This is a genomic window from Advenella sp. RU8 (assembly GCF_048381675.1).
Lineage (GTDB): Bacteria > Pseudomonadota > Gammaproteobacteria > Burkholderiales > Burkholderiaceae_B > Advenella.
In genome coordinates, this window is sequence record NZ_JBLWIS010000001.1 from 1 (window position 1) to 23110 (window position 23110).

The window sequence follows — 23110 nt, forward strand, 5'->3', positions numbered from 1 at the left end:
TCGTAGGTATCGGCGATGAGACGATAGCCACTATCGCCGGACAGATACTCCTTTACTAATTTGACTTTGAATTGCACATCATATTTTGCCATTGAAAAACCCCAATAAGTTGAAGAGGTGTCCAACTTTTTGGGGTCAGTTCACTCCCGCGTGGGAACCAAGGATGTGGCGTGAAATGGCAACGCTTACTTTATGTTTTTCAGGCCTTCCAGTACTAACGTGGTGGCCACGTCGGCATATTCTTCGCGTGTGATGGGCCCGTCGGGCTTGAACCACATGTAAACCCAGTTAAGCATGCCAAACAGGGACATGGTTACCGGTTTAAGTAAAGGACGTTTCTTATTGATTTCAGGGTTAATGTCGTGAAGGGCATCGGCAATCCGCATCACGATGCGCCTTTCAAGTTCATTTATTTCGTTGGTTTCTTCTTCTGCCAGCAAGCCGCGACAATTTAATTGAACAATATGCTTGTCATCGGCATCACGGTAGCATTCCAGTATTTGACGGACCAGTTTACGCAGGCGCAGTTCAGGCAAGTCGTTGTGCGACTCATCGGCAACGGCTTGCAATGCCTGATCCAGCTCTTCCAGATGTGAGCGGATAATATCAAAGATCAAAGCACTTTTACTGGGGTAATAGTGGTAAAGAAGTGCTTTGGAAACCTTACTGCGGGCAGCAATTTGTGACATGGAAGCTTTTTCCATGCCCAATTCTGCAAAAACTGCGGCAGCATTAACCAGGATGTGAAGTTGTTTTTCCTCGAAATCTGCTGCGCGGACGCGTGCCATACTGATTTACTGTCCTATAAAAATAAAAACCAAAAACGCTATTCTAGCTTACTTCTGATTGGGGATTATACCTAGACCCTACTCAGAACAACAGTATTTAGCGTTTTGGACGATTATCAATGACCCGTTTGGCTTTTCCTTCGGAACGCAAGAGCGTGCCGGGCAACGTAACATTAACGATTGTGCTGATCCCGACAATGCTTTTTATATGATGCGCCAGTTCTTTGGCCGAAAAATTCCGGGCATTTTCATCTTCGGCACCGGGCTGGCATTCCACATTGATCGTCATGCTATCCATACGCGAGCTGCTTCTGTTCAGTTCAATCTGGAAATGGGGAGCCAGGCCATGGCATTTCAGAATCTGTTCTTCGATCTGGGTAGGAAAGACATTGACCCCGCGCAGAATAATCATGTCATCACTGCGACCGGTAATTTTTTCCATACGGCGCATAGTACGTGCCGTACCGGGCAGAAGGCGGGTCAGGTCGCGGGTACGGTAGCGGATAATTGGCAAACCTTCTTTGGTCAGGGTCGTAAAGACCAGTTCTCCTTCTTCCCCATCGGGTAAAACCTCACCGGTTTCAGGATTAATGATTTCAGGATAAAAATGGTCTTCCCAGATATGCAGGCCATCTTTGGTTTCCACGCATTCATTGGCAACACCGGGACCCATGACTTCAGACAGGCCGTAAATATCAACAGCATGCATATCAAAGGCCTGTTCAATTTCCTGGCGCATGGCATTGGTCCAGGGTTCTGCGCCGAAAATACCAATGGCCAGTGATGATTCGCGTGGATCCAGCCCCTGACGATGGAATTCATCAAGAATGGAAAGCATGTATGACGGCGTGACCATAATGATGCGGGGTTTGAAGTCTTGAATGAGTGACACCTGGCGTTCGGTCATGCCACCGGAAATAGGTACTACCGTACACCCCAGTTTTTCGGCACCATAATGCGCCCCCAGGCCTCCGGTGAACAGGCCATAGCCGTAGGCATTATGCAGGACATCACCAGGCCGGCCACCGGCAGCGCGGATGGAGCGGGCCACCAGGGTTGCCCAAACCTCAATATCATTTTTGGTGTATCCCACAACCACCGGTTTGCCAGTGGTGCCGGAAGAGGCGTGAATGCGTGTCAATTTTTCGCGTGGCACGGAAAACATGCCGAAAGGATAGGTATCACGAAGATCTGTTTTTTGGGTAAAAGGGAATTTGGCCAGATCTGACAGGGTTTTCAGATCGGATGGATGAACCCCGGCTTTATCAAAATGCGCTTTGTAAAAAGGTGAATTTTCATAAGCATGATTAAGTGTCCATTGCATGCGTTGCAATTGCAGGGCGGACAGCTCATCACGGGATGCAATTTCGATGGGGTCCAGGTCTTCTTTTCTGGGGGTCAGGTTTTCCATTTTGTTTCCTCTAGCTTTATGTTTCTTTATTGTGTTTTTGACGATGGATCAGTCAAGATTGTGTGGTGGGCAATAAGGTGCCTTTAATCGTGCGGGCATGACCGCGAAATTCGGCGATATGTTTACCGTTCTGGTTGCGAATAACAACGTCATAGAGCCCGCTGCGGCCCTGTTTGCTGATTTCACGGGCATATGCCGTCAATTCGTCGTTTTCAAATGCCGGTTCCAGGTAGGTGATTGAGCAATGCTGGGCAACGGTGCGTTGATTATAAGTATTGCAGGCAAAAGCAAAACAGGTATCCGCAAGGGTAAAAATATAGCCGCCATGGCATGTGCCGTGGCCATTAAGCATGTGGGGCTTGATGCGCATTCGCATGCAGGCCTTGCCGGTTTCAACTTCAAGCAGTTGCATGCCCAAGTGCTGGGCGGCAAGATCGTCTTGCCACATGGCGTCAGCGCAGTCCTGGGCCAGGGTGGGGGAAAGGGTGTGATCGGACATGTTTATTTTCCTTTGAAAGCGGCTGGACGTTTTTCCAGAAAAGCGCTGACGCCCTCGGCATAATCTTCGCTGCATCCGGCCTGGCGTTGCAGCTTGCGTTCCAGCTCCAGTTGCTGGTCCAGTGTGCTGCTTGCCGCAGTCTGGATGGCCTGTTTGATCAGGCCCAGGCCGAAAGTGGGACCTTTAGCCAGTTCCCGGGCAAGTTCAGTTGCCCGGATTTGCAATTGATCATCTTCAATGACTTGCCAAATCATGCCCCAGTTGGCCGCAGTGCTCGCATCAAGTGGGGCCGCGGTTAATGCCAGCGCTTTGGCACGGGCCTCTCCGATAAGGTGGGGAAGTGTCCAGGTGCCGCCTGAATCGGGAATCAGGCCGATTTTGGAAAAAGCCTGGATGAAACGGGCGGAACGGGCAGCCAGCACAATATCGCAAGCCAGAGCCAGGTTGGCACCGGCACCGGCTGCCACCCCGTTGACAGCGCAAATGACCGGCTTGTCCAGTTCGCGGATTTGCCGTACCAGAGGGTTGTAATACTGCTCAATGGTTTCACCCAGGTCTGGTGCGGTATGGCCGTTTGCAGGGTTTCGCTCGGACAGATCCTGGCCGGCACAAAACCCCCGGCCGGCACCTGTCAGCAAAACAGCCCGCACAGCAGGGTCTTCTGCCGCCTGTGTGAGGCCTGCGCGTAATGCCAGATGCATATCGACATTGAACGAATTTAATTTGTCAGGACGGTTCAGGGTTAGATGCAAAACATGCTCTTCAAGTTTTATTGCAACACTTTCATGTGACTGAAGTCCCATGTTGTCTCCTTTAATTCGGTTTATTCAGTTGGGATTTATGGCTTTCCCGGATTTTTTTTGTATTTGATGTTCGATACTATTGCATAAACCGGCCGGTTGGTCAATAATGTGTTGAAAATAATTTCATACAGGAAAATCAGGAATGTCTAGTTTATTTGAAAAGCATGGTTCTACGCTGGAAACGGCACTTGAGGTTATCAGGCATCGCGGGTTCTGGTCTGCCTATCCGGAAATGCCCAGTACCCGTTTCTATGGGGAACATGCCAAAGAAGAGGGGCAGCAGGCCTATGATGCCCTCTTGAACAGGGATTTCAGCTTGCCCGGTCATCCCGAGCAGGGCCGGGCCGGCAATGAGCAATCCCCTTATGGTGTGGCATTGGGCATACGTTATCCGGTTGCCAGTGTGGAAAAGCTGGTGAAGCAATCACGGGAAGCCGGTAATGTCTGGGCCGATACGCCCCTGGACGTGCGTATGGGGATTTGTCTGGAAATTCTTGCTCGTCTTAACAGCATGAGCTTTGAAATAGCCAATGCCGTGATGCATACTTCCGGGCAGGCTTTCCCAATGGCATTTCAGGCCGGTGGTCCGAATGCACAGGACAGGGCCCTGGAAGCACTGGCTTACGCCTGGGCGGAAATGAGTCAGATTCCCAGCCAGACCGATTGGCTCAAGCCACAGGGCAAGGCAGGTGATCTGGTCCTGGAAAAACACTGGCGCATTATTCCACGCGGCGTTTCGTTGCTGATCGGATGCCAGACATTTCCAACCTGGAACAGCTACTCGGCATTTTTTGCCAATCTGGTGACCGGCAACACGGTTATTGCCAAGCCGCACCCATCGGCCATTCTGCCTATGGCCTTAACAGTACGGGTGGCCCGCGAAGTGCTGTCAGAACAGGGCCTGCCTGCAGATGTCGTGTTATTGGCGGCTGAAGAGGATGGCATGGGCATGGCAAAACAACTGGCTTTGCATCCTGACGTGGCGCTGATTGATTACACGGGGTCAAGCGCTTTTGGACAGTGGCTGCGTACACAGGCGGCGACCCCGCTGGTGTATACCGAAGAGGCCGGTGTGAACAGTATTGTGCTGGGCTCTACCGATAACTTTGATGCCATGTGCCAGAACATTGCTTTTTCCCTGACCCTGTACAGCGGACAAATGTGTACAACACCGCAAAACCTGTTTGTGCCGCGTGACGGGATCTTGGTCAATGGCGAGCGCAAAACGTTTGATGAAGTGACCGCCGGTATCGCCAGTGCCGTGGATGCCCTGCTGGTTGATCCTGCGCGGGCGGTCATGGTTACGGGAGCCATTGCCAATCAGGCTACGCTGGAACGCGTTGCCACCATGCGGGGAGCCGGGCGCCTGATCCGTGATTCGGCTGCCTTGCCTGGCATGGAACAGGTACGTACGGCAACACCATTGATTCAGGCTTTGGATGCCAGTGATGAAAACGTTTACGGTACCGAGTGCTTTGGCCCGGTTTCTTTTGTGATTGCCGTGGACGATGTGGAAGACGGCATACGTCGTGCCACGCAGCTGGCACGTACCAAAGGAGCGATTACAGGGGCTATTTATGAAACCGATGAAAAGCGTCTGGCTCAGGCGGTTGATGCATTTGCCCGAGCGGGTGTGAACCTGTCCGTTAATTTGGTGGGTGGGATTTTTGTCAATCAAAGTGCCGCTTTCAGTGATTTCCATGGTACGGGAGCCAATCCGGCGGGTAACTGCTGTTATGCGGACTCCGCTTTTGTGGCCAATCGGTTCAGGGTGGCGATGTGGCGTCGCCTGAAAAATAATTAAGCTGTGTTTGTTTCCGGCCGGTGTCGTCAGGTACAGGCCGGAAAGTATTTAAATGTCTGAAAATAAACAGGAGACAAAAAATGAGTCATAACAAAACAGGAAAAACAGGACGTAAATGGGCAGGGTTGCTTGCCGCTTTATGCTTTGCAACAGGCGTACAGGCAGAAATCCGCATCGGTTCCACGGTTTCGGCTACGGGGTTTGCCTCTTATCTCGGAGAGCCCGAAGCGCAAACCCTGAAAATGCTGGTGGATGACATTAATGCCAAAGGCGGTGTGCTTGGCAAGCAGCTTAAGCTGATCGCCTATGATGATGCCGGTGATGCCAACAAAGCACGTACCTTTGCCACCCGTTTGGTGGAAGATGACGAAGTGGTCGCCATTATAGGAGGCACCACAACCGGTGCAACAATGGCGATTATACCCACCGCGCAGGAAGAGGGGATACCTTTTGTGTCTCTGGCCGGTGCGATTGAAGTTATCAAGCCGGTACGCTCCCATACCTTCAAGACGCCACATACGGACCGCATGGCCTGCGCCAAGATTTTTGAGGATATGAAAAAGCGGAATCTGTTAACGGTGGGCCTGATATCGGGTTCAGACAGTTTTGGTGCATCCATGCGCAAGCAATGTCTGGATATCGTGGGTGATTATGGTATTACCGTAGTGGGCGATGAAGTCTTTGGCCCCACTGATGCGGACATGACCCCCCAGTTGACCAATTTACGCAATAAAGAGGGCGTTCAGGCAATCCTGAGCCTGGGACTGGGGTCGGGACCTGCCATTATTACCCGGAATTATGCACAACTGGCCATTGATTTGCCGCTGTACCAGTCGCATGGGGTGGCCTCGGATGCCTTTATTAAACTGGCGGGCAAAAAAGAGGCGGAAGGCGTGCGTTTGCCGGGAACCCCCTTATTGGTTGCCGAGTTGCTGGCAGAAGACGATCCGCAGCGGGAAGTGGCCTTGCGCTATAAACAACAATACGAAAGCATGGCTGGCAAGCCGGTTTCCACCTTTGGCGGATATGCGCATGATGCCTTATATCTGGTGGTGGATGCCATAGAGCGTGCCGGAAAAGCAGAACCTGCCGCCATTCGTGATGCGTTGGAAAACACAAAGGGTCTGGTAGGCACCACCGGTACTTATACCATGTCGGCTGCAGATCATCTGGGTTTGGATCTTAGTGCTTTCCGGATGCTGGAAATCCAGGATGGTAAATGGAAGCTCATCGAGTAACGCCATTTTTGTGGAGGCGCATGCCTCCATTCATCATTACGATCAGATGAAATTCCGGAGACGTACATGTCTGAGTTCATGCAGTTTTTGCTGTCCGGGCTAACCGTTGGCGCCGTCTATGCGCTGGTGGCCCTGGGTTTTACCATTATTTATAACGCGTCGGACGTGGCCAACTTTGCCCAAGGTGAGTTTGTCATGCTGGGAGGCATGATTACGGCTGCCGCCTATACGGCGGGTGCCCCCTTGTTATTGGCGGCAACCCTGGCGATTGTGCTGACGGCAGCCATTGGCATCTTTTTGAACAAGCTGGCCATTGAACCGGCCCGTGGTGCACCCGTGGCCAGCCTGATTATTATTACCATCGGGGCATCCATTTTTATTCGCGGGTTAACGCAGATATTGCTGGATAAAGAGCTCCATCGCTTTCCCGCTTTTTCTGGCGATGATCCCATTCATGTACTGGGGGCGACCATTCTGCCACAGAGTTTATGGGTGATTGCCGGGGCATTGCTGGTGTTTGTGGCGTTATGGCTGTTTTTTACCCGGACGTTAACGGGGCGGGCAGTGCTGGCAACCGCCAATAACCGTATCGCCGCTTTGCTGGTGGGAATTAATACCCGTTATATCATGGCCTTGTCCTTTGCCTTATCTGCCGCCATTGGTGCCCTGGCCGGGATATTGATTACACCCATTACCCTGACAAGTTACGACATTGGCATGACGATGGCGCTGAAAGGTTTTGCCGCAGCCATGCTTGGCGGCATGGGAAATCCCAAAGGCGCCCTGGCAGGCGGCCTGGTGCTGGGTTTGCTTGAGGCCTTGACAGCGGGCTATCTCAGTTCGCAGTATAAGGACGCTGCTGCATTTGTGGTGATTCTGGCGGTGCTGTTTTTCATGCCCCAGGGTATGTTTGGCCGTAAAGTTGCCGAGAGGGTTTAAGCAATGAAAAGACTTTCTTCCAAACAGGTAACCTTGCTGGTATTGCTGGCGTTGATTGCGCTGGCCCCTTTGTTTTTCCCTTCCTCTTATTATTTGCGCATAGGCTCCCTGGTGTTTGTCAATAGTCTGTCGGTGATCAGTATTGTGATCCTGACGGGGTATGTCGGGCAGATCAGCCTGGGACATGCCGGCTTTATCGGGATAGGGGCCTATGCCTGTGCCCTGGCCCCGGTTCATTTCAATGTTTCGGTGTTAACCGCTTCCGTTCTGGGGGCCGTTGTTTCCGGTGTTGTGGCCTGGGTGGTGGGGCGGCCCATCCTGCGACTGCGGGGTTACTACCTGTCTGTCGCCACATTGGGATTTGGCATGCTGATCTTTATGGTGCTGAACAACGAGGCCTGGCTCACCGGAGGACCTGATGGCATGGTGGTTGCCGATCCCGGGATCAGGGCTTTGCTCAAAAGCTGGGGAATCTCGCTCAACAATGCCGAGTTCTGGTATGCCTTCAATGGGTTTGTTCTGCTGATCGGCGTCTGGATAGCCCTGAACTTAAAGCATAGCGCGACCGGTCGTGCCTTGCATGCCTTGCATGGTTCAGAGGTGGCGGCACGTACTGTTGGTATCGATGTGGCCCGGTTCAAATTGCGCGGCTTTGTTATTTCCGCCGTTTATGCATCGATCGCCGGTTCTTTACTGGCCATGCAAAACCGCTTTGTCACCCCCGATGTGGCGGGTTTCATGCATTCGGTTGAAATCGTTACCATGGCGGTACTGGGTGGCGCGGCGTCAGTGGTCGGGGCGATTCTGGGAGCGACCCTGTTGACGGCATTGCCACAGATACTGACCTTTTTACAGGAATATGAACAGATTGTTCTGGGCTTGATCATGATGCTGGTGATGATTTTTCTGCGCGGTGGCGTGTTACCCAGTCTGGTACGTATGGTACGGGGGAGAGGTTGATGAGTCTGCTTGACGTAAAAGGAGTGAGCATTTCATTTGGTGGCGTGCGGGCTGTGCAGGATGTCAGCTTTTCGATTGATAAGGGACAGATTGTTTCGGTCATCGGACCCAATGGCGCAGGTAAGACCACTTTATTCAATATGTTGTCGGGGGTTTATAGTCCACAACAGGGTGAAGTTCGCCTGGCGGGAGAGCTGGTGACGGGGATGCCCGCACATTTGCTGGCCCGTCGTGGCCTGTCCAGGACGTTTCAGAACCTGCAGATATTTTCAGCAATGACCGTACTGGAAAATGTCGCGACAGGATTCCACCTGCAGGAAAATGGGTCGTTATTGGCGGATTTGCTGGGCTTGCCGTCTGCACGGCGTCGTATGAAGCGTTCAGAAGAACAGTCGATGGAGCTGCTTAAAACGGTGGGGCTTGAGCGGGCGGCCGGTTTTGAAGCCGGCTCCCTGTCTTATGGTGCATTAAAGCGCCTGGAAATTGCCAGGGCGCTGGCTTTGCAACCGCAGCTTTTACTTCTGGATGAACCGGCTGCCGGCTGCAATGCGGTGGAAACCGAAGAAATTGAAAAACTGGTGGCGCAAGTGGCCAAGAGCGGAACCGCCATTTTACTGGTTGAGCACGATATGAAAATGGTGATGCGTATTTCCAATCATATTGTCGTGCTGGATCATGGTGAGAAAATTGCGGAAGGCACACCCGCCGAGGTCGTCAGTCATCCGCGGGTTATCGAGGCTTATCTGGGGGTAGCCGCTACAGAGGAGGCAACACGTTATGCTGAGTGTTAGTCAGTTACGCTCAAGTTATGGGCGGATAGAAGTGTTACATGGCGTGAGTCTGGAGATCAGTGCCGGAGAAATTGTGGTGGTGATTGGCGCCAATGGAGCGGGCAAAACAACATTATTGCACTGTCTGTCAGGCATCCAGCCCATACAGGACGGCAATATTGTTTTTCGGGGGGAAAGTTTCAATACCGTACCTGCTTATCGTCGAGTCAAACACGGCCTGGCACAGGTGCCTGAAGGCCGGCAGATTTTCACCAGCCTGAGTGTTGAGGAAAACCTGCGTCTGGGGGCTTACCTGTACACGGATGACAAGGTGGATCGTGATATGGAGGATGCCTTTAACATGTTTCCCATATTACGGGAAAAACGTAACCTGCCGGCAGGCGGTTTGTCGGGTGGGCAGCAACAGATGCTGGCTATTGCCAGGGCTTTGTTAAGCCGGCCGTCATGCCTGTTGCTTGATGAGCCCAGCATGGGGCTGGCACCCATTCTGGTGGCGCAGATTTTTGATGTGGTCAAAAACCTGAAAAGCCTGGATGTCACGGTCTTGCTGGTTGAACAGAATGCCTTTGGTGCTTTGTCGATTGCCGATCGTGGTTATGTCATGGAAACCGGGCACATCACACTGTCAGGAGAGGCGCAGGCGTTGATTGTCGACCCCCGTATCCGTTCGGCGTATTTGGGCTTGTAAATAAGCCGTGCCTCATGCCTGAATGCAGGAAGAAAACGGTGTGAGGCATACTTGAAAACCGGTCTGAAAACATATTGCTGCCAGTAATCGGTGGCAAAAGCTGGTACATTTTGAGTTTCTGGTTTTTATTGGTGTAAATATTTAATGTCCAAATCTGTTTCCCGTTCTGTCAATGAAGTTGATATGCTGACCAGGCAATTGTTGCATGCCGTCCCGCTGAAGGCGGCTGCGTTTATTGTCACGCTGTATGGAGATGTGGTGGAGCCGCGCGGGGGCGTATTGTGGATGGGCAATGTCATAGAAACCTGTGCCATGGCAGGCATCAGTGAAAATCTGGTGCGTACGGCCGTGTCGCGCCTGGTGGCTGCCGGGCAGCTGACTGGCGAGCGTATCGGGCGGCGCAGTTTTTATCGTCTTACGCCTGCCGCTCGAGCCGAATTTGCTTATGCGGCCAAGGTGCTGTATGCCTCCCGGGTTGCCCAGCAATGGCATCTGGTTTATTTGGATGGAGAAAATGCGGATGTGTCAATGCGCGGCCTGAAAAGACTGGGTTATGCGGCCTTGAATCCCAGGCTGGCCTTTGGTCCCGATGACGTGCCTTTGTCACCCGAAGCGCTTGTTTGGAAAGCCGGGGTCATTCAAGGGCAAGACCAAATGCGCAGTTTTGCGGCAGCTCACTGGGATCTGGCTGTTTATGCCGAAGCCTACCGGACGTTTATCAGGAATTTTCAGCCGGTAGAGGGCCTGTTGGGAAAACTGGGCGATGAGGAAGCGCTAACCCTTCGTTTATTAATGGTGCACCAATATCGTTATGTTGCATTGCGGGCTCCCCATTTGCCCCGCGAAGCTTTGCCGGAAAACTGGGAAGGGCATATGGCCAGATCTTTGTTTGCCCGCTTGTATCTGACATTGTCCAATAAGGCAGATGCTTATGTGTCCGGTAAGTTTGTTGATAACAATGGCGTTTTAATCGAGCAGGGGCAATCTTTGCAGCAGCGCTTGGTGTGTTTGTCGCAACTGGATTGATTTTTTTTATCTTCAAACATTACATTTTAATGGTAAATACTTATTGAATTGTAATGTTTTGAGTGGCTTAATATAGCCTTATAAGTGACCGTCCGGTCGGTTTGTTAATTTAGGGTGTAGCGTTTAAAGCAGAGGTGAAATTTATGTATGCACAGGTAATTGATACGGGTAGTGATCGTGTACGTGCAATCGGAGAAATGTCCGAGGAAGAAAAAACCTTTATGGCACGTATTGAAAAAGGGGAAAAAATAGAGCCCAAAGACTGGATGCCAGAGGGTTATCGTAAAACGCTGATCCGCCAGATTGGCCAGCATGCCCATTCAGAGGTGGTGGGGCAATTACCGGAAGGGAACTGGATTACCCGTGCCCCCACGCTGGAACGCAAGGCAATTTTGCTGGCCAAGGTCCAGGATGAGGCCGGTCATGGCCTGTATCTGTATAGCGCGGCCGAAACATTGGGTATCAGCCGGGATGAAATGACAGAACTGCTGCATGCCGGAAAAATGAAATACTCGTCTATTTTCAATTATCCGACCCTGAACTGGGCGGATATTGGTGCCGTGGGCTGGCTGGTGGATGGTGCCGCCATTATGAACCAGGTGGCTTTGCAGCGTACGTCTTATGGTCCTTACAGTCGCGCGATGATCCGTATCTGCAAGGAAGAAAGCTTTCACCAGCGTCAGGGTTATGACCTGCTTATCAAAATGTGCCAGGGCAGTCCCGAGCAAAAAGCAATGGCTCAAGATGCCATGAACCGGTTCTGGTATCCGGCATTGATGATGTTTGGCCCGTCTGATAAAGATTCGGTGCATTCAGAGCAGTCCATGGCCTGGAAAATCAAGATTAATACGAACGATGAATTGCGTCAGAAGTTTGTGGATCAGACTGTGCCTCAGGCGGAATATCTGGGTCTGACCATTCCTGACGAGAATCTGGTGTGGAACGAAGAACGCGGTTCCTATGATTTTACCCAACCCGACTGGAATGAGTTTTTTGACGTGATTGCCGGTAATGGTCCTTGTAATAAAGACCGCATGGCAGCCCGGATCAATGCCTGGAAAGATGGGGAGTGGTTTCGCGAAGGCCTGGCGGCTTATGCGAAAAAATTGCCTTTGCGTAAACAGGCTGTCTAAAACGGTAATGGGCAAAGACCGCTTTGCAAAGCGGGTCAAATTTGGATATTTAGTCACAATCAATGAGAAAAGGAGGACATATCATGTCTCAAGAATGGCCTTTATGGGAAATATTTATTCGTGGTCAGCATGGTTTAAGTCATCGTCATGTGGGCAGCCTGCATGCGCCTGATGCAGAAATGGCCATTAATAATGCCCGTGATGTATATACCCGCCGCAATGAAGGGGTCAGCATTTGGGCTGTCAGGTCTGAAGAAGTGGTGGCCAGCGCACCATCCAAACGTGGTCCCTTGTTTGAACCTTCAAATTCCAAGGTTTACCGACACCCTACTTTTTTTAAAATTCCCAAGGAAGTGGGGAGTATGTAATGAAAACAGCACATTCAGATACTTCAACGGCCTTGCAGCAGATGCTATTGAGAATGGGCGACAGCACCTTGGTGCTGGGACACCGTATTTCAGAATGGTGCGGCCACGCACCGGTCCTGGAAGAAGATATTGCCATGGCCAATATTGCCCTGGATTTTATCGGTCAAACCCAATTTTGGCTGGGGATGGCGGCAGAGCTTGAGGCCGAGGGAAAAACGGCCGATCAACTGGCCTATTTACGGGACTGTGCGCAATTTCGTAATTTGCTTTTGGCAGAGCAGCCCAATGGTGATTATGCCCATACTATCGTCAGGCAGTTTTTATTTGATGCCTGGCATTTTCTGCAATTACAGGCCTTGATGAAGTCAACCAATGCCAGCGTTGCCGAAATTGCCGCCAAAGCGATTAAAGAGGTGAATTATCATCTTGAACGAAGCAGTGATTTGCTCATCCGCCTGGGTGATGGCACTCCTGAAAGCCATACCCGCATGCAGGCGGCGCTTGATGATTTGTGGGCCTATACAGGGGAAATGTTTATGGGTGACGAGCATGACATTGCGCTGGCCAAGGCCGGTATCGCCCCCTTGCCGGAAAGTTTGCGTGATGACTGGCTGGCATGTGTGCAGGAAGTCATGCAGCAGGCCACCCTTACTTTACCGGATAATCCTTTCATGCATAAAGGTGGCAAACAGGGTCGGCATACCGAGTACCTGGGACACCTTCTGGCGCAAATGCAATTCTTGCAGCGCGCCTACCCGGGCTGTGCATGGTGATAAGCATGAATACTTTATCCCGACCAGAGCTGGAACAGGTCTGGCAATGGCTGGACGCCGTGCCAGATCCGGAAATTCCAGTTATTTCATTGGTGGATCTGGGCATTATCCGCGAGCTGTATTACGAGGGTGAAACACTGGTGGTTGTGGTAACACCCACTTATTCAGGTTGTCCGGCCACCTCAGTCATAAACGCGGATATTGAAGCGGCCTTACGTTCGCATGGCATAGAAAACCTGCGTCTGGAACGCCAGCTGTCTCCTCCCTGGAGTACTGACTGGATCAGTGAGCAGGGGCGGGAAAAGTTGCGCGATTACGGTATTGCGCCGCCGGTTACACAGGAAAGCACCGATACGGGTACCCGTATCTGGTTGCGGACAGAAAACAACCTTACGGTTGCCTGCCCGCGCTGTGGCTCCCGTCACACCACACGAGTCAGTCAGTTTGGTTCCACACCTTGCAAAGCCAATTATCGCTGCCAGGATTGTCTGGAACCATTTGATTATTTTAAATGTATTTAATCATTAGCGGAGGAGCTCATGACACGCTTTCACCCTTTGCAAGTTCTGGATGTGCATCACGACACCCGTGATGCCGTTGTTGTCACATTAAAACCGCGTCAGGAAGATGACGCATTGTTCAAGTTTATTCCCGGCCAGTATCTGACCTTCCGGCACGGGGTGGATGGTGATGAGCTGCGTCGTTCATACTCTATCTGCTCGGCCCCTGATGAGGGAGTTATACGGGTGGGCATTAAACGGGTGGATGGCGGTGCCTTTTCCACCTGGGCCAACGAAAACCTGAGTGCCGGTACTGTCCTGGAAGCAATGCCGCCCATGGGCAGCTTCCATATACCGCTGGCGTCTGATAACAAGCGACATTATTTGGGGTTTGCCGGTGGCAGCGGAATTACGCCATTACTTTCCATCATCAAAAGCACCCTGGCACAAGAGCCATTGAGCAGTTTTACACTGGTTTACGCCAATCGCCAGGTGGGTTCCATTATGTTTCGCGAAGAGCTGGAAGACCTGAAAAACGAGTATATGGGACGTTTTTCGATTATCCATTTTCTTGAAAGCGAAGGGCAGGAAAACGAGATGTTTTCAGGCCGCATCAACACTGAAAAATGCAATGCGCTGTTTAACAGCTGGATTAATCTGAAGCAAGTCCATACTGCCTTTATCTGCGGTCCTGAAGCCATGATGCTGACGATTGCCGATGCCCTGAAAGCGCATGGGATGGCCAAAGAAAATATCAAGTTTGAACTTTTTGCCTCATCACAGCCAGGCCGGGCCAGCCGACCGGTTGTGAAATCGGCCACCCGCACTGCCGCCGACCAATGCGTGGCAACCGTCACTCTGGATGGCGTGGCCCATAAGTTTGAATTCCCCAAAGAAGGACAAAGTTTGCTGGATGCCGCACTGGAAAACAATATGGATGCCCCTTATGCCTGTAAAGCTGGTATTTGTTCCACTTGTAAAGCCAAGGTGCTGGAAGGTGAAGTTGAAATGGCTGTTAACCATGCACTGGAAGATTATGAAGTGGAACAGGGGTATGTGCTGACATGTCAGTGTTATCCCCAGAGTGATCGGGTTACCGTCAGTTTTGACGAATAAGGAGCTGCAGGATGTTTGATAACATGAAAGTTGAAGAGTATCTGGCTCAGGGCGGTGTTTTCAGTTCCCCTGAAAATGCACCGGCCCGCTACCGTGCCGAATTGCTGCGTATGATGTTTGTGTTTGTGGATAGCGAATTGGCTGCCTCGGCAGGTTTTGCCTCATCCATTAATTTTGCGCCGGATATTAAAGCGCGCATTGCGGCCAGCCGGATCACACTGGAAAAAGCCGATCATGCCCAGCGGGTATTAAGGATTTTAAGCGGATTTGGCACCGATGCCGAGCGTTATGAAAAGCAGCATGACTGGACATTCCGCTTACCCAGGGAAAGTGATTTGCCTAAAGAGCGCCAGGCCGCGGATATGCGTTTGCCCGTGTTTTACTTCCCGCTGCTTAACTGGGCTGATGCCATTGCCATGAGTGTGTTACAGGGCCTGGCGGCACAAGTCCAACTTGAAGAACTGGGCCGTGTTTCGTATGATCCATTGGCAACGGCTTTCCGGGAAATCGCGCCGCGCGAGCAAGAACACACCAAGCTGTCACAAGAGGGGTTGGCGTTGCTGGTTAAAACCGGCGAACATCAACAGTCCTTGCAGCAAAGCGTGGATTATTGGTACCCCAGGGTTGCAGCCGGTTTCGGTCAGCAGAATGCGGAACGCTATGAGATGTTGCACAGGCTGGGACTGCGCCATGAAAGCAATGAAAGCCAGTTGCAGCGTTGGACGTCATTGGTGAAGAACCAGTTACAGCCATTGGGATTGCGTGTACAGTAATATAAAAATGATGTCTTGATTATGATTGCCAGTCATTGGGAGTATTGATTTAATGGCTCAGATTTTTTCTTTTGATGGAGTGATTCCTGTTGTTGATCCTTCTGCTTATGTCCATCCTGCAGCCACGTTGATTGGTGATGTACTGATTGGTCCGGCCTGCTATGTGGGGCCGGGCGCCGTATTGCGTGGTGATTTTGGCCGTATCCAGTTGCTGGCGGGCGCAAATTTTCAGGATAACTGCGTGGCACACAGTTTTCCTGATGCTGAAGTGCTTGTGGAAGAAGAAGGCCATATTGGTCATGGCACGATATTGCATGGATGTCGGGTAGGTAAAAATGCAATGGTAGGCATGAACTCCGTGGTCATGGACAGGGTGGTGATTGGTGAAAACGCCATCATTGGTGCCATGTCTTTTTTAAAGGCTTCCATGGAAATTCCAGCCGGCCATTTGGCACTGGGCTCTCCTGCCAGTGTCGTGCGGCCATTAAAACCCGAAGAAATAGCCTGGAAGCGTGAAGGCACCCTGGTTTACCAGCGGCTTGCGCTGGAATCCAGGAACAGTACGAAGCAGGTGGCTGAACCGTTAACCCGGCCGGAAGCCAACCGGAAGCGGGCTCTGGCACCCAAATATGATCCCTTGTTTATTGCCCGTTTGAAGCAGGATGCAGGGATGTCAGCGGGTATGCATTCCCACGCGGAGTGAACTCATCCCCGCAAAACCTCAATCAGCCCCCGGGTGGAGGCATCCAGGCTGTCCAGGTTGTCGCCTTTATGCATTCCCACGCTCCCGCGTGGGAACCGTTTCACTCACCAGGTCATTCCTTGGCAATATATTCGTATTTTTCAGTATTGACATAGGATTGTCGCAACTCTACCGGTTTTTCATTATACGTATAGGCAATACGGTTAATTTGCAGCAGGGCGGTATTTTCGGGTACTTGCAGCCAGGTGGCAATGTCTTTGTTGGCTTGGCATGTGATTAATTTTTCTTTGGTATCAATCACATTCACACCAAAATTATTCTGATAAAAATTATAAAGTGTGCTTGAGCGTTCGGCTAAGCTTTTCTCTGTCAGAGAGGAAAACAGATTCTCGGGAACCTGGATTTCATCAATCATGACCAGGTCATCATTCAGACTCAGTAAATTGAAAAACTCAAAAATATAGGCATCTTTGGCTAATTGAAGCTGCTCCCTGATTTCTTTGGACGCCTTTTTTTTCTGGAATTTCAGAAGCTGTGTAACAGGATAGGACTTGAGGCCGTCCCGGCGCTGGATGCGGAAAAACCTGAAAAAATGCTGGTCACTTTCTTGCGTGGCCACAAATGTGCCGCGTCCCTGGTGACGGACCAGAATATGTTCCTTGACCAGTTCATCAACGGCTTTGCGCAGTGTGCCGATAGAGACACCAAATTTCTTTGCAAGCTGGTTTTCTGGAGGAATGGCTTCGCCCCTGACCCACTCTCCACTTGCCAGTGATGCCAGTAATGATTGCTTGACAGCAAAGTATAGCGGTGTTCCCGGAACGAAATAATTTTTTTTATTCATATAGCTCAAAATGCAACTTGTTTAAGTGATGGTATCACGGAAGGAATATTGGTTCCATGGGCAGATGCGTAATTCTAACATCAAAAATTCATATAGATGATTTAGTTGACTTATATGATTAATGTGATTAATATTATTTCAACGGTAGATAAAAAAATTCAGAAAAATGTTTTATCTACCCTAAAGGTAAGTCGATTCAAGAACTGCTTATTCAATTGAAATTAAAGGAGAAGACAATGATCCATGCCGTATTGCATGATTCAAAAGATACCGTAGCGGTTGCCGTGGTAGAGGGGATAACGGCGGGTACGGAGCTTAACTGCTGGAATATGGAAGAAGACAAAATCATTTCCGTCAAGGCCACACAAGATATTCCTATTGGTCACAAAGTAGCTTTGGTAGATATGAAAGAAGGTGACACGGTGTTCAAGTACAGCGTCGACATTGGCAAGGTAGTAGCGCCCATCAAGGCAGGCGACCACGCTCATGTACATAACATCAAAACCAAGCGTTGGTAATCAATCCCGACTGACTTCGCTGTTCACCTCATTCTATTTTTTATAGACATATTTACAAGGAATTTACAATGGCTATTATTGATTCAAATACCACTTTTTATGGTTACAGAAGAGACAACGGACGGGTAGGGGTCCGTAACCACGTCATCATTCTTCCCGTGGATGATATTTCCAATGCGGCAGTTGAGGCAGTTGCCAACAATATCAAAGGAACCCTTGCCTTGCCTCACCCTTATGGCCGCCTTCAGTTTGGTGCCGACCTGGATTTGCATTTCCGTACCCTGATTGGCACGGGCTGTAACCCGAACGTGGCAGCGGTTATCGTGATTGGTATTGAAGAAGGCTGGACCAAGAAAATTGTGGATGCTATTGCCGTCACCGGTAAGCCGGTCGCCGGATTCAGCATTGAAATGCACGGCGATCATGACACCATCATGCGTGCATCCAAAAAGGCCAAAGAATTTGTGCACTATGCCACCAGCCTGAGAAGAGAAGAATGCCCGGTTTCCGAATTGTGGGTATCCACCAAATGCGGTGAGTCAGATACGACGTCAGGATGCGGGGCAAATCCGACGGTAGGCGATGCGTTTGACAAGCTCTACGCCAACGGCAATACGCTGGTGTTTGGCGAAACCTCTGAATTAACGGGCGGTGAACAAATCGTTGCGGCACGATGCGCCAATGATAAAGTGCGTGAAGACTTCATGTTCATGTTTAATCGTTACCAGGACATGATCAACCGCTGGAAAACCTCGGATCTGTCCGAGTCTCAGCCAACAAAGGGCAATATTGCCGGTGGTTTGACCACCATTGAAGAAAAAGCGCTGGGCAATATTCAGAAGATTGGTAAAAAATGTATTGTGGATGGTGTTCTGGACAAGGCGGAGATGCCCACCGGCAAAGGACTCTGGTTTATGGACTCCTCCTCAGCCGCTGCTGAAATGGTCACATTATGTGCCGCGTCAGGCTATGTGGTGCATTTCTTCCCGACAGGCCAAGGTAACGTGATTGGTAACCCCATTGTGCCGGTTATTAAAATTTGTGCGAACCCGCGCACAGTCAGAACCATGTCTGAGCATATAGATGTGGATACATCAGGACTTTTGCAACGTGAAATCAATCTGGATCAGGCGGGCGATAAATTGCTTGAATGCATGTTGGAAACGGCGAATGGCCGTTGGACAGCGGCTGAAGCGCTTGGCCATCGTGAATTCGTATTGACTCGCTTATTCGAAAGTGCCTGATTTCCAGGGCCGGTTAATAAAAAAACAAACCGGCCATTAATCCTACTCGTGGAGGAGACACCCCATGAAGCATTGTTTTAATGTAACAAAAAGAAGGATGTTGAAGTTTGGAGTATTATCAGTTTTCTGTGCCACCAGCGGGCTGGCGGCACCCGTGGCACACGCCGATTGGAAGCCGGCTCAGTATATTACGTATATTGTTCCCTTTGCGCCTGGTGGTTTGACCGATGTTGCTGCACGCATGATGGCCAAGGGGATTGGCGATAAAACGGGCTGGAATATTGTTGTCAGCAATAAAGCCGGCGCCAATGCCAACCTGGGTGCCGCTGAGGCGGCGCGTGCAAAACCGGATGGCACAACCTGGTTGGCCATTACCATGACACATGCCGTTAATAAAACCCTGTTTGGGGAAAAGGCCGGCTATGATGTTGAAGAAGACTTTGTCCCCGTTGCAAAAATTGCGTCTTCGGCAATTATGGTGGTCGTGCCGCAAAATAGCCCTATCAAAACCCTGCAGGACCTGATTGATACGGCCCAAAAGAAAACCTTGAATGTGGGCAGCAGCGGTACCGGAACACCTCCCCATATTGCCATGGCCTTGTTTCAGGACCTGACCGGTACGAAAATGACGCACGTTCCTTATAAAGGCGGTGCACCATCAATGGTGGATTTAATTGGTGGTCAGCTGGATGTGGTCTTCTCTAATTACCCGGAATCCCTGCCATACGTGCAACAGGGTAAATTGCGGGCGATTGCCGTGACATCAGACCAGCGGGCACCGGCCGTTCCGGATGTACCCACGACGGCAGAGGCAGGCTTGCCTGGATTAAAGGTGGACAACTTTACCGGCTTGCTGGCGCCCAAAGGCACTGATCCCGCTTTGGTCAAGGAAATCAGTGACCGTGTTGTCAAGGTTGTCGGTGATAGGGCGATCAGCGAGCAGTTGGTCAAGCTGGGCTTTATTCCAGACCCAATGGGATCCGATCAGTTCAAAACGTATTTGAATGAACAAATCCAGGCCTTGTCCAAAACCATTAAAGATGCCGATATTAAAGTTAATTAACGACTGCATATAATTATTATGAGCCACCTTATTGTTATTTCTGAATTTATGGACGATACCGCCGTGGATTGCCTGCGCGAGCAGGCACAGGTTGATTACCGCCCGGATCTTGTCGATAAACGTGAAACCCTTTTTCAGTCTTTGGCCAATGCCCGTGCCCTTATCGTACGTAACAGGACGCAGGTAAACCGGGAATTGCTGGAGCATGCCCCGCAACTGAAGGTGGTGGGAAGGTTGGGGGTGGGCCTGGATAATATTGATCTTCAGTTGTGTGAAGAAAAAGGTATTACCGTTTATCCAGCTTACGGGGCCAATGCCCAAGCGGTGGCTGAGTATGTGATTGCCAGCGCTTTCATATTGCTACGGGGCGCTTATCATTCCAGCGAGCAAATAGTGGAAGGTAAGTGGCCTCGTACCCAGTTGAGCAATGGCCTGGAATGTGCGGGCCGAACCATGGGACTGGTGGGCTTTGGCAGCATAGGACGGTTAACCGCCAGTCTTGCCAGGGCACTGGGCATGAAAATTATTGCCTATGATCCTTTAATCGAGGCGGACAGCCCTGTCTGGCGTGAAGCTGGGGCAACACGCATGTCATTGGATGAGTTGCTGCAGCACAGTGATGTGGTGAGCCTGCATACCCCCTTGACGCCTGAAACACGTCATCTAATCAATGAAAGGCGAATCGCATTGATGAAGCCGCAGGCTGTTCTCATTAACAGTTCCCGCGGTGGCATTGTGGATGAGCGGGCCCTGGTAGATGCGCTGAAACAGGGTAAACTGCGTGGTGCCGCGCTGGATGTGTTTGAGGATGAACCGGTCAAGGCGGGAAACAGTCTTCCCGTGATGCCCAATCTTCTTTTGACCCCGCATATTGCCGGGTTGACTGAAGAGGCCAACAAGCGGGTTTCGGACGTGATCGCGGAGAAGGTGATTGGGCATTTTGCTGAATGATGATAACAAGGATGAATGGTATGACAACAGTTTCACTGTCTGTATTAACGCAATTGGCACGCGAAACCCTGGAGGCTGCGGGGGCGAATGCGTCAATGGCCACATTAACGGCGAATGCCTTGGTGTTTGCGGATGCCCATGGTATTGCAACGCATGGCGTATCGCGGGTGCCCAGTTATGCCCTGCATTTGTCGTCAGGGCGTGCCGACGGAAATGCAGAACCTGAAATCCTGAAAGAAAAAGCTTCCTCCATATTGATTGATGCCGGTACCGGACTGGCATTTCCCGCCTGTGAGTTGGCGATTGCTTCAGCCATTAAAAAAGCGAAAGAAACCGGTATTTGTATTGCCGGCGTGACCAACAGTCATCATTTTGGTATGGCAGCCTATCATCTTGAACCTGCCACCCGGGAAAATTTGATTGGACTGGCCTTTAGCAATTCACCGGCTGCGATTCCCGCGTGGGGTGGTAAACGGCCCTTATTCGGTACCAACCCCATTGCAGCCGCTTTTCCGCGTATGCAGTCTGAGCCGGTCATGATCGACCTTTCTTTATCACAGGTGGCACGCGGCAAAGTGATTTTGGCGGCCAGAGACAATAAACCGATTCCTGATGGCTGGGCCCTGGATAGCGAGGGAAAACCCACCAACGATGCCAAGGCAGCCCTTAAAGGCAGCATGCAGGCGGCTGGTGGCGTAAAGGGGGCCATGTTGGCCATGATGGTGGAAGTGTTGTGTGTTGCCTTAACCGGTGCAAGCTTTGGTTTTGAGGCCGACCCTCTTTATGATGATGTGGGGAATAAACCAAGGTTGGGGCAAGTGTTTATCTTGATCGACCCCGAAGCACTGGCCGGGCAGCAGACTTACTTTGACCGTTTTGAAAGCCTGATTGAGGCGATGCTGGAAGATAATGGCGTACGCCTTCCTGGCGCCCGCCGTCATGACCTGGCAAAGATCGCCACCAGTGAAGGAGTGGATGTCCCGGATAGTTTGTTGATGCAGATGGGGTATCAGGCCGCTTGAGGTATGCATTCCGACGCTCTTGAACTGACCCCAATAAGTTGAAGAGGTGTCCAGCTTTTTGGGGTCAGTTCAGATCTCAGAATATATTTTTCTTGTATAAAAGGAAATTATATTTCTCTTTTTTATGAGGATGCTTTTTTCTGCGATATCAAATGAAATGTAAAAAAATATCAAAATTTCTATGTTTTTCTATGTTTTTCAGTTATACTTTCAGGTATCCAGCCCTTAGCAGTAAGCGCCACAACTATAAAGTGGTTGCCGAACCTCTGGGCTTTTCTATTTTTTAGTCACTGCAATATTATGCCAGCTGCTGTATTAATTGACGGTGCTTATTTTATTAAGCGATTTCGTAGTGTATACCCCGAAAATGCCTATAATGCGGCTCGTATGGCAGATATGGCCTGCCGATTTGCTTTAATTCATTTGGATGAAAAGACGGTCAAACACCCGCTGTATCGAATTTTCTTTTATGACTGTCCTCCAGTTGATAAAAAAATGCATTTTCCTGTTTCAAAGCGCTGTATGGATTTTAGTAAATCACCTGAAGCAATTTTTCGTAATGAGTTGCATGAATGCTTAAAGAAAAAAAGAAAATTGGCACTTAGATTAGGTAAGTTACAACATGCAAACTGGCGACTGAAGCATGGGGTAATTGAACAAATTACTAAAAAACAGCTGGATCTTGATCAATTAACCGATGACCATTATGAGTTAGATGTTCGTCAAAAGGGTGTTGATATGCGAATAGGACTTGATATAGCTTCTCTTGCTCTAAAAAAACAGGTAAATAAGATAATACTAATGGCAGGTGATGCTGATTTTGTGCCTGCAGCGAAACTTGCTCGTCGGGAAGGAATTGATTTTATACTTGATCCATTGCGGCAAGCCATACCTCCTGATCTTAATGAGCATATTGATGGCTTACGTTCTGTTATGAAAAAGCCAAACAGATAAATCTTCTCTGAAATTATTATAGGGTGTTCTCCCACGTCCAATTAGTTGGGACCTTAATTGATATTAGGATTTAACTCACCCGAGCAGGGAACTGTTATAAGTAGTCGTTGCTGATTTACTTCAATTTGGATTCCATGCCAGAAAAGTGAATGAATTTTTTGGCCTTATGAGTGAAAATTTTCCTTCTATAAACGAGAGGAT

At 50.2% G+C, this 23110-nt stretch carries 25 protein-coding genes; 20 read left to right on the forward strand and 5 right to left on the reverse strand.

Annotated elements, in window-relative coordinates; translation table 11 throughout:
• Positions 1 to 185: 185 nt before the first annotated feature.
• The 4 genes from ACM5Q9_RS00005 to paaG all read right to left on the reverse strand — a co-directional run bounded on the left by ACM5Q9_RS00005 (position 186) and on the right by paaG (position 3501).
• Positions 186 to 788, reverse strand: coding sequence for a TetR/AcrR family transcriptional regulator (locus ACM5Q9_RS00005; protein WP_418142700.1), 603 nt, complete (start codon positions 786 to 788; stop codon positions 186 to 188).
• A gap of 97 nt (positions 789 to 885) precedes the next feature.
• Positions 886 to 2199: a phenylacetate--CoA ligase PaaK gene (gene paaK, locus ACM5Q9_RS00010; protein ID WP_169293913.1), complete on the reverse strand. Its 1314-nt coding sequence runs from the start codon at positions 2197 to 2199 to the stop codon at positions 886 to 888.
• A 52-nt stretch (positions 2200 to 2251) separates the two neighbouring features.
• Positions 2252 to 2698 (reverse strand): hydroxyphenylacetyl-CoA thioesterase PaaI, encoded by a 447-nt coding sequence (paaI, locus tag ACM5Q9_RS00015; RefSeq protein WP_169293914.1) that lies wholly within the window; start codon positions 2696 to 2698, stop codon positions 2252 to 2254.
• A 2-nt stretch (positions 2699 to 2700) separates the two neighbouring features.
• Positions 2701 to 3501, reverse strand: a complete 801-nt coding sequence (gene paaG, locus ACM5Q9_RS00020) for a 2-(1,2-epoxy-1,2-dihydrophenyl)acetyl-CoA isomerase PaaG (protein ID WP_169293915.1) — start codon at positions 3499 to 3501, stop codon at positions 2701 to 2703.
• A 142-nt stretch (positions 3502 to 3643) separates the two neighbouring features.
• On the opposite strand from paaG, the gene paaN reads away from it, so the two are divergent.
• From paaN to ACM5Q9_RS00090, 14 genes are all read left to right on the forward strand, one after another.
• Positions 3644 to 5305, forward strand: a complete 1662-nt coding sequence (gene paaN, locus ACM5Q9_RS00025) for a phenylacetic acid degradation protein PaaN (protein WP_418142701.1) — start codon at positions 3644 to 3646, stop codon at positions 5303 to 5305.
• An 80-nt stretch (positions 5306 to 5385) separates the two neighbouring features.
• Positions 5386 to 6543, forward strand: a complete 1158-nt coding sequence (locus ACM5Q9_RS00030; protein ID WP_418142702.1) for an ABC transporter substrate-binding protein — start codon at positions 5386 to 5388, stop codon at positions 6541 to 6543.
• 66 nt (positions 6544 to 6609) lie between these two features.
• The gene (locus ACM5Q9_RS00035) at positions 6610 to 7482 is read left to right on the forward strand and encodes a branched-chain amino acid ABC transporter permease (RefSeq protein ID WP_418142703.1); all 873 of its coding nucleotides are present in this window, start codon (positions 6610 to 6612) and stop codon (positions 7480 to 7482) included.
• A 3-nt stretch (positions 7483 to 7485) separates the two neighbouring features.
• On the forward strand, positions 7486 to 8442 hold the full coding sequence (locus ACM5Q9_RS00040; RefSeq protein ID WP_169293919.1) for a branched-chain amino acid ABC transporter permease: 957 nt from the start codon (positions 7486 to 7488) through the stop codon (positions 8440 to 8442).
• Entirely contained in the window at positions 8442 to 9233 is a 792-nt protein-coding gene (locus ACM5Q9_RS00045) for an ABC transporter ATP-binding protein (RefSeq protein WP_169293920.1), read from the forward strand. Before ACM5Q9_RS00040 ends, ACM5Q9_RS00045 begins: the two co-directional genes overlap by 1 nt.
• Positions 9220 to 9921, forward strand: a complete 702-nt coding sequence (locus ACM5Q9_RS00050; protein WP_169293921.1) for an ABC transporter ATP-binding protein — start codon at positions 9220 to 9222, stop codon at positions 9919 to 9921. Before ACM5Q9_RS00045 ends, ACM5Q9_RS00050 begins: the two co-directional genes overlap by 14 nt.
• Positions 9922 to 10065: 144 nt before the next feature.
• Complete coding sequence (locus ACM5Q9_RS00055) at positions 10066 to 10947, forward strand: PaaX family transcriptional regulator C-terminal domain-containing protein (RefSeq protein ID WP_418142704.1); 882 nt, start codon at positions 10066 to 10068, stop codon at positions 10945 to 10947.
• Between the two features lie 143 nt (positions 10948 to 11090).
• Positions 11091 to 12080: a 1,2-phenylacetyl-CoA epoxidase subunit PaaA gene (gene paaA / locus ACM5Q9_RS00060; RefSeq protein WP_169293923.1), complete on the forward strand. Its 990-nt coding sequence runs from the start codon at positions 11091 to 11093 to the stop codon at positions 12078 to 12080.
• An 83-nt stretch (positions 12081 to 12163) separates the two neighbouring features.
• Entirely contained in the window at positions 12164 to 12448 is a 285-nt protein-coding gene (gene paaB, locus ACM5Q9_RS00065) for a 1,2-phenylacetyl-CoA epoxidase subunit PaaB (protein ID WP_169293924.1), read from the forward strand.
• Positions 12448 to 13221 (forward strand): 1,2-phenylacetyl-CoA epoxidase subunit PaaC, encoded by a 774-nt coding sequence (paaC, locus tag ACM5Q9_RS00070; protein WP_217735288.1) that lies wholly within the window; start codon positions 12448 to 12450, stop codon positions 13219 to 13221. Before paaB ends, paaC begins: the two co-directional genes overlap by 1 nt.
• Positions 13222 to 13226: 5 nt before the next feature.
• Entirely contained in the window at positions 13227 to 13742 is a 516-nt protein-coding gene (gene paaD, locus ACM5Q9_RS00075) for a 1,2-phenylacetyl-CoA epoxidase subunit PaaD (RefSeq protein WP_169293926.1), read from the forward strand.
• A gap of 18 nt (positions 13743 to 13760) precedes the next feature.
• Complete coding sequence (paaE, locus tag ACM5Q9_RS00080; protein ID WP_169293927.1) at positions 13761 to 14837, forward strand: 1,2-phenylacetyl-CoA epoxidase subunit PaaE; 1077 nt, start codon at positions 13761 to 13763, stop codon at positions 14835 to 14837.
• A gap of 23 nt (positions 14838 to 14860) precedes the next feature.
• A complete protein-coding gene (locus ACM5Q9_RS00085; protein WP_418142705.1) occupies positions 14861 to 15610 on the forward strand; it encodes a Phenylacetic acid catabolic protein in 750 nt (249 codons plus the stop codon).
• A 52-nt stretch (positions 15611 to 15662) separates the two neighbouring features.
• On the forward strand, positions 15663 to 16313 hold the full coding sequence (locus ACM5Q9_RS00090) for a transferase hexapeptide repeat family protein (protein ID WP_169293929.1): 651 nt from the start codon (positions 15663 to 15665) through the stop codon (positions 16311 to 16313).
• A 112-nt stretch (positions 16314 to 16425) separates the two neighbouring features.
• Here the strand turns inward: ACM5Q9_RS00090 and ACM5Q9_RS00095 are convergent, their stop codons facing one another.
• Positions 16426 to 17157, reverse strand: coding sequence for a GntR family transcriptional regulator (locus tag ACM5Q9_RS00095; protein ID WP_418142706.1), 732 nt, complete (start codon positions 17155 to 17157; stop codon positions 16426 to 16428).
• A gap of 236 nt (positions 17158 to 17393) precedes the next feature.
• Between ACM5Q9_RS00095 and ACM5Q9_RS00100 the strand changes: the two genes are divergently transcribed.
• The 6 genes from ACM5Q9_RS00100 to ACM5Q9_RS00125 all read left to right on the forward strand — a co-directional run bounded on the left by ACM5Q9_RS00100 (position 17394) and on the right by ACM5Q9_RS00125 (position 22909).
• Entirely contained in the window at positions 17394 to 17675 is a 282-nt protein-coding gene (locus ACM5Q9_RS00100) for a UxaA family hydrolase (protein WP_418142707.1), read from the forward strand.
• A 68-nt stretch (positions 17676 to 17743) separates the two neighbouring features.
• Positions 17744 to 18919, forward strand: coding sequence for a UxaA family hydrolase (locus tag ACM5Q9_RS00105; RefSeq protein WP_169293932.1), 1176 nt, complete (start codon positions 17744 to 17746; stop codon positions 18917 to 18919).
• A 154-nt stretch (positions 18920 to 19073) separates the two neighbouring features.
• Positions 19074 to 19982, forward strand: coding sequence for a Bug family tripartite tricarboxylate transporter substrate binding protein (locus ACM5Q9_RS00110; RefSeq protein WP_418142708.1), 909 nt, complete (start codon positions 19074 to 19076; stop codon positions 19980 to 19982).
• 18 nt (positions 19983 to 20000) lie between these two features.
• Complete coding sequence (locus ACM5Q9_RS00115) at positions 20001 to 20933, forward strand: hydroxyacid dehydrogenase (protein ID WP_418142709.1); 933 nt, start codon at positions 20001 to 20003, stop codon at positions 20931 to 20933.
• 20 nt (positions 20934 to 20953) lie between these two features.
• The gene (locus ACM5Q9_RS00120; protein WP_418142710.1) at positions 20954 to 21955 is read left to right on the forward strand and encodes an Ldh family oxidoreductase; all 1002 of its coding nucleotides are present in this window, start codon (positions 20954 to 20956) and stop codon (positions 21953 to 21955) included.
• Between the two features lie 300 nt (positions 21956 to 22255).
• Entirely contained in the window at positions 22256 to 22909 is a 654-nt protein-coding gene (locus ACM5Q9_RS00125; RefSeq protein WP_418142711.1) for an NYN domain-containing protein, read from the forward strand.
• The last annotated feature ends 201 nt before the right edge of the window (positions 22910 to 23110 follow it).

What these genes read in the sequence shown, in the direction of transcription:
- ACM5Q9_RS00115 (WP_418142709.1), top strand. Translation starts at nt 20,001, where the DNA reads ATGAGCCACCTTATTGTTATTTCTGAATTTATGGACGATACCGCCGTG.
- ACM5Q9_RS00120 (WP_418142710.1), top strand. Translation starts at nt 20,954, where the DNA reads ATGACAACAGTTTCACTGTCTGTATTAACGCAATTGGCACGCGAAACC.
- paaD (WP_169293926.1), top strand. Translation starts at nt 13,227, where the DNA reads ATGAATACTTTATCCCGACCAGAGCTGGAACAGGTCTGGCAATGGCTG.
- paaK (WP_169293913.1), bottom strand. Translation starts at nt 2,199, where the DNA reads ATGGAAAACCTGACCCCCAGAAAAGAAGACCTGGACCCCATCGAAATT.
- ACM5Q9_RS00035 (WP_418142703.1), top strand. Translation starts at nt 6,610, where the DNA reads ATGTCTGAGTTCATGCAGTTTTTGCTGTCCGGGCTAACCGTTGGCGCC.
- paaG (WP_169293915.1), bottom strand. Translation starts at nt 3,501, where the DNA reads ATGGGACTTCAGTCACATGAAAGTGTTGCAATAAAACTTGAAGAGCAT.
- paaE (WP_169293927.1), top strand. Translation starts at nt 13,761, where the DNA reads ATGACACGCTTTCACCCTTTGCAAGTTCTGGATGTGCATCACGACACC.
- ACM5Q9_RS00040 (WP_169293919.1), top strand. Translation starts at nt 7,486, where the DNA reads ATGAAAAGACTTTCTTCCAAACAGGTAACCTTGCTGGTATTGCTGGCG.
- paaN (WP_418142701.1), top strand. Translation starts at nt 3,644, where the DNA reads ATGTCTAGTTTATTTGAAAAGCATGGTTCTACGCTGGAAACGGCACTT.
- ACM5Q9_RS00050 (WP_169293921.1), top strand. Translation starts at nt 9,220, where the DNA reads ATGCTGAGTGTTAGTCAGTTACGCTCAAGTTATGGGCGGATAGAAGTG.
- paaB (WP_169293924.1), top strand. Translation starts at nt 12,164, where the DNA reads ATGTCTCAAGAATGGCCTTTATGGGAAATATTTATTCGTGGTCAGCAT.
- ACM5Q9_RS00005 (WP_418142700.1), bottom strand. Translation starts at nt 788, where the DNA reads ATGGCACGCGTCCGCGCAGCAGATTTCGAGGAAAAACAACTTCACATC.
- ACM5Q9_RS00090 (WP_169293929.1), top strand. Translation starts at nt 15,663, where the DNA reads ATGGCTCAGATTTTTTCTTTTGATGGAGTGATTCCTGTTGTTGATCCT.
- ACM5Q9_RS00085 (WP_418142705.1), top strand. Translation starts at nt 14,861, where the DNA reads ATGAAAGTTGAAGAGTATCTGGCTCAGGGCGGTGTTTTCAGTTCCCCT.
- paaA (WP_169293923.1), top strand. Translation starts at nt 11,091, where the DNA reads ATGTATGCACAGGTAATTGATACGGGTAGTGATCGTGTACGTGCAATC.
- ACM5Q9_RS00105 (WP_169293932.1), top strand. Translation starts at nt 17,744, where the DNA reads ATGGCTATTATTGATTCAAATACCACTTTTTATGGTTACAGAAGAGAC.
- ACM5Q9_RS00055 (WP_418142704.1), top strand. Translation starts at nt 10,066, where the DNA reads ATGTCCAAATCTGTTTCCCGTTCTGTCAATGAAGTTGATATGCTGACC.
- paaC (WP_217735288.1), top strand. Translation starts at nt 12,448, where the DNA reads ATGAAAACAGCACATTCAGATACTTCAACGGCCTTGCAGCAGATGCTA.
- ACM5Q9_RS00100 (WP_418142707.1), top strand. Translation starts at nt 17,394, where the DNA reads ATGATCCATGCCGTATTGCATGATTCAAAAGATACCGTAGCGGTTGCC.
- ACM5Q9_RS00045 (WP_169293920.1), top strand. Translation starts at nt 8,442, where the DNA reads ATGAGTCTGCTTGACGTAAAAGGAGTGAGCATTTCATTTGGTGGCGTG.
- ACM5Q9_RS00125 (WP_418142711.1), top strand. Translation starts at nt 22,256, where the DNA reads ATGCCAGCTGCTGTATTAATTGACGGTGCTTATTTTATTAAGCGATTT.
- ACM5Q9_RS00095 (WP_418142706.1), bottom strand. Translation starts at nt 17,157, where the DNA reads ATGAATAAAAAAAATTATTTCGTTCCGGGAACACCGCTATACTTTGCT.
- ACM5Q9_RS00030 (WP_418142702.1), top strand. Translation starts at nt 5,386, where the DNA reads ATGAGTCATAACAAAACAGGAAAAACAGGACGTAAATGGGCAGGGTTG.
- paaI (WP_169293914.1), bottom strand. Translation starts at nt 2,698, where the DNA reads ATGTCCGATCACACCCTTTCCCCCACCCTGGCCCAGGACTGCGCTGAC.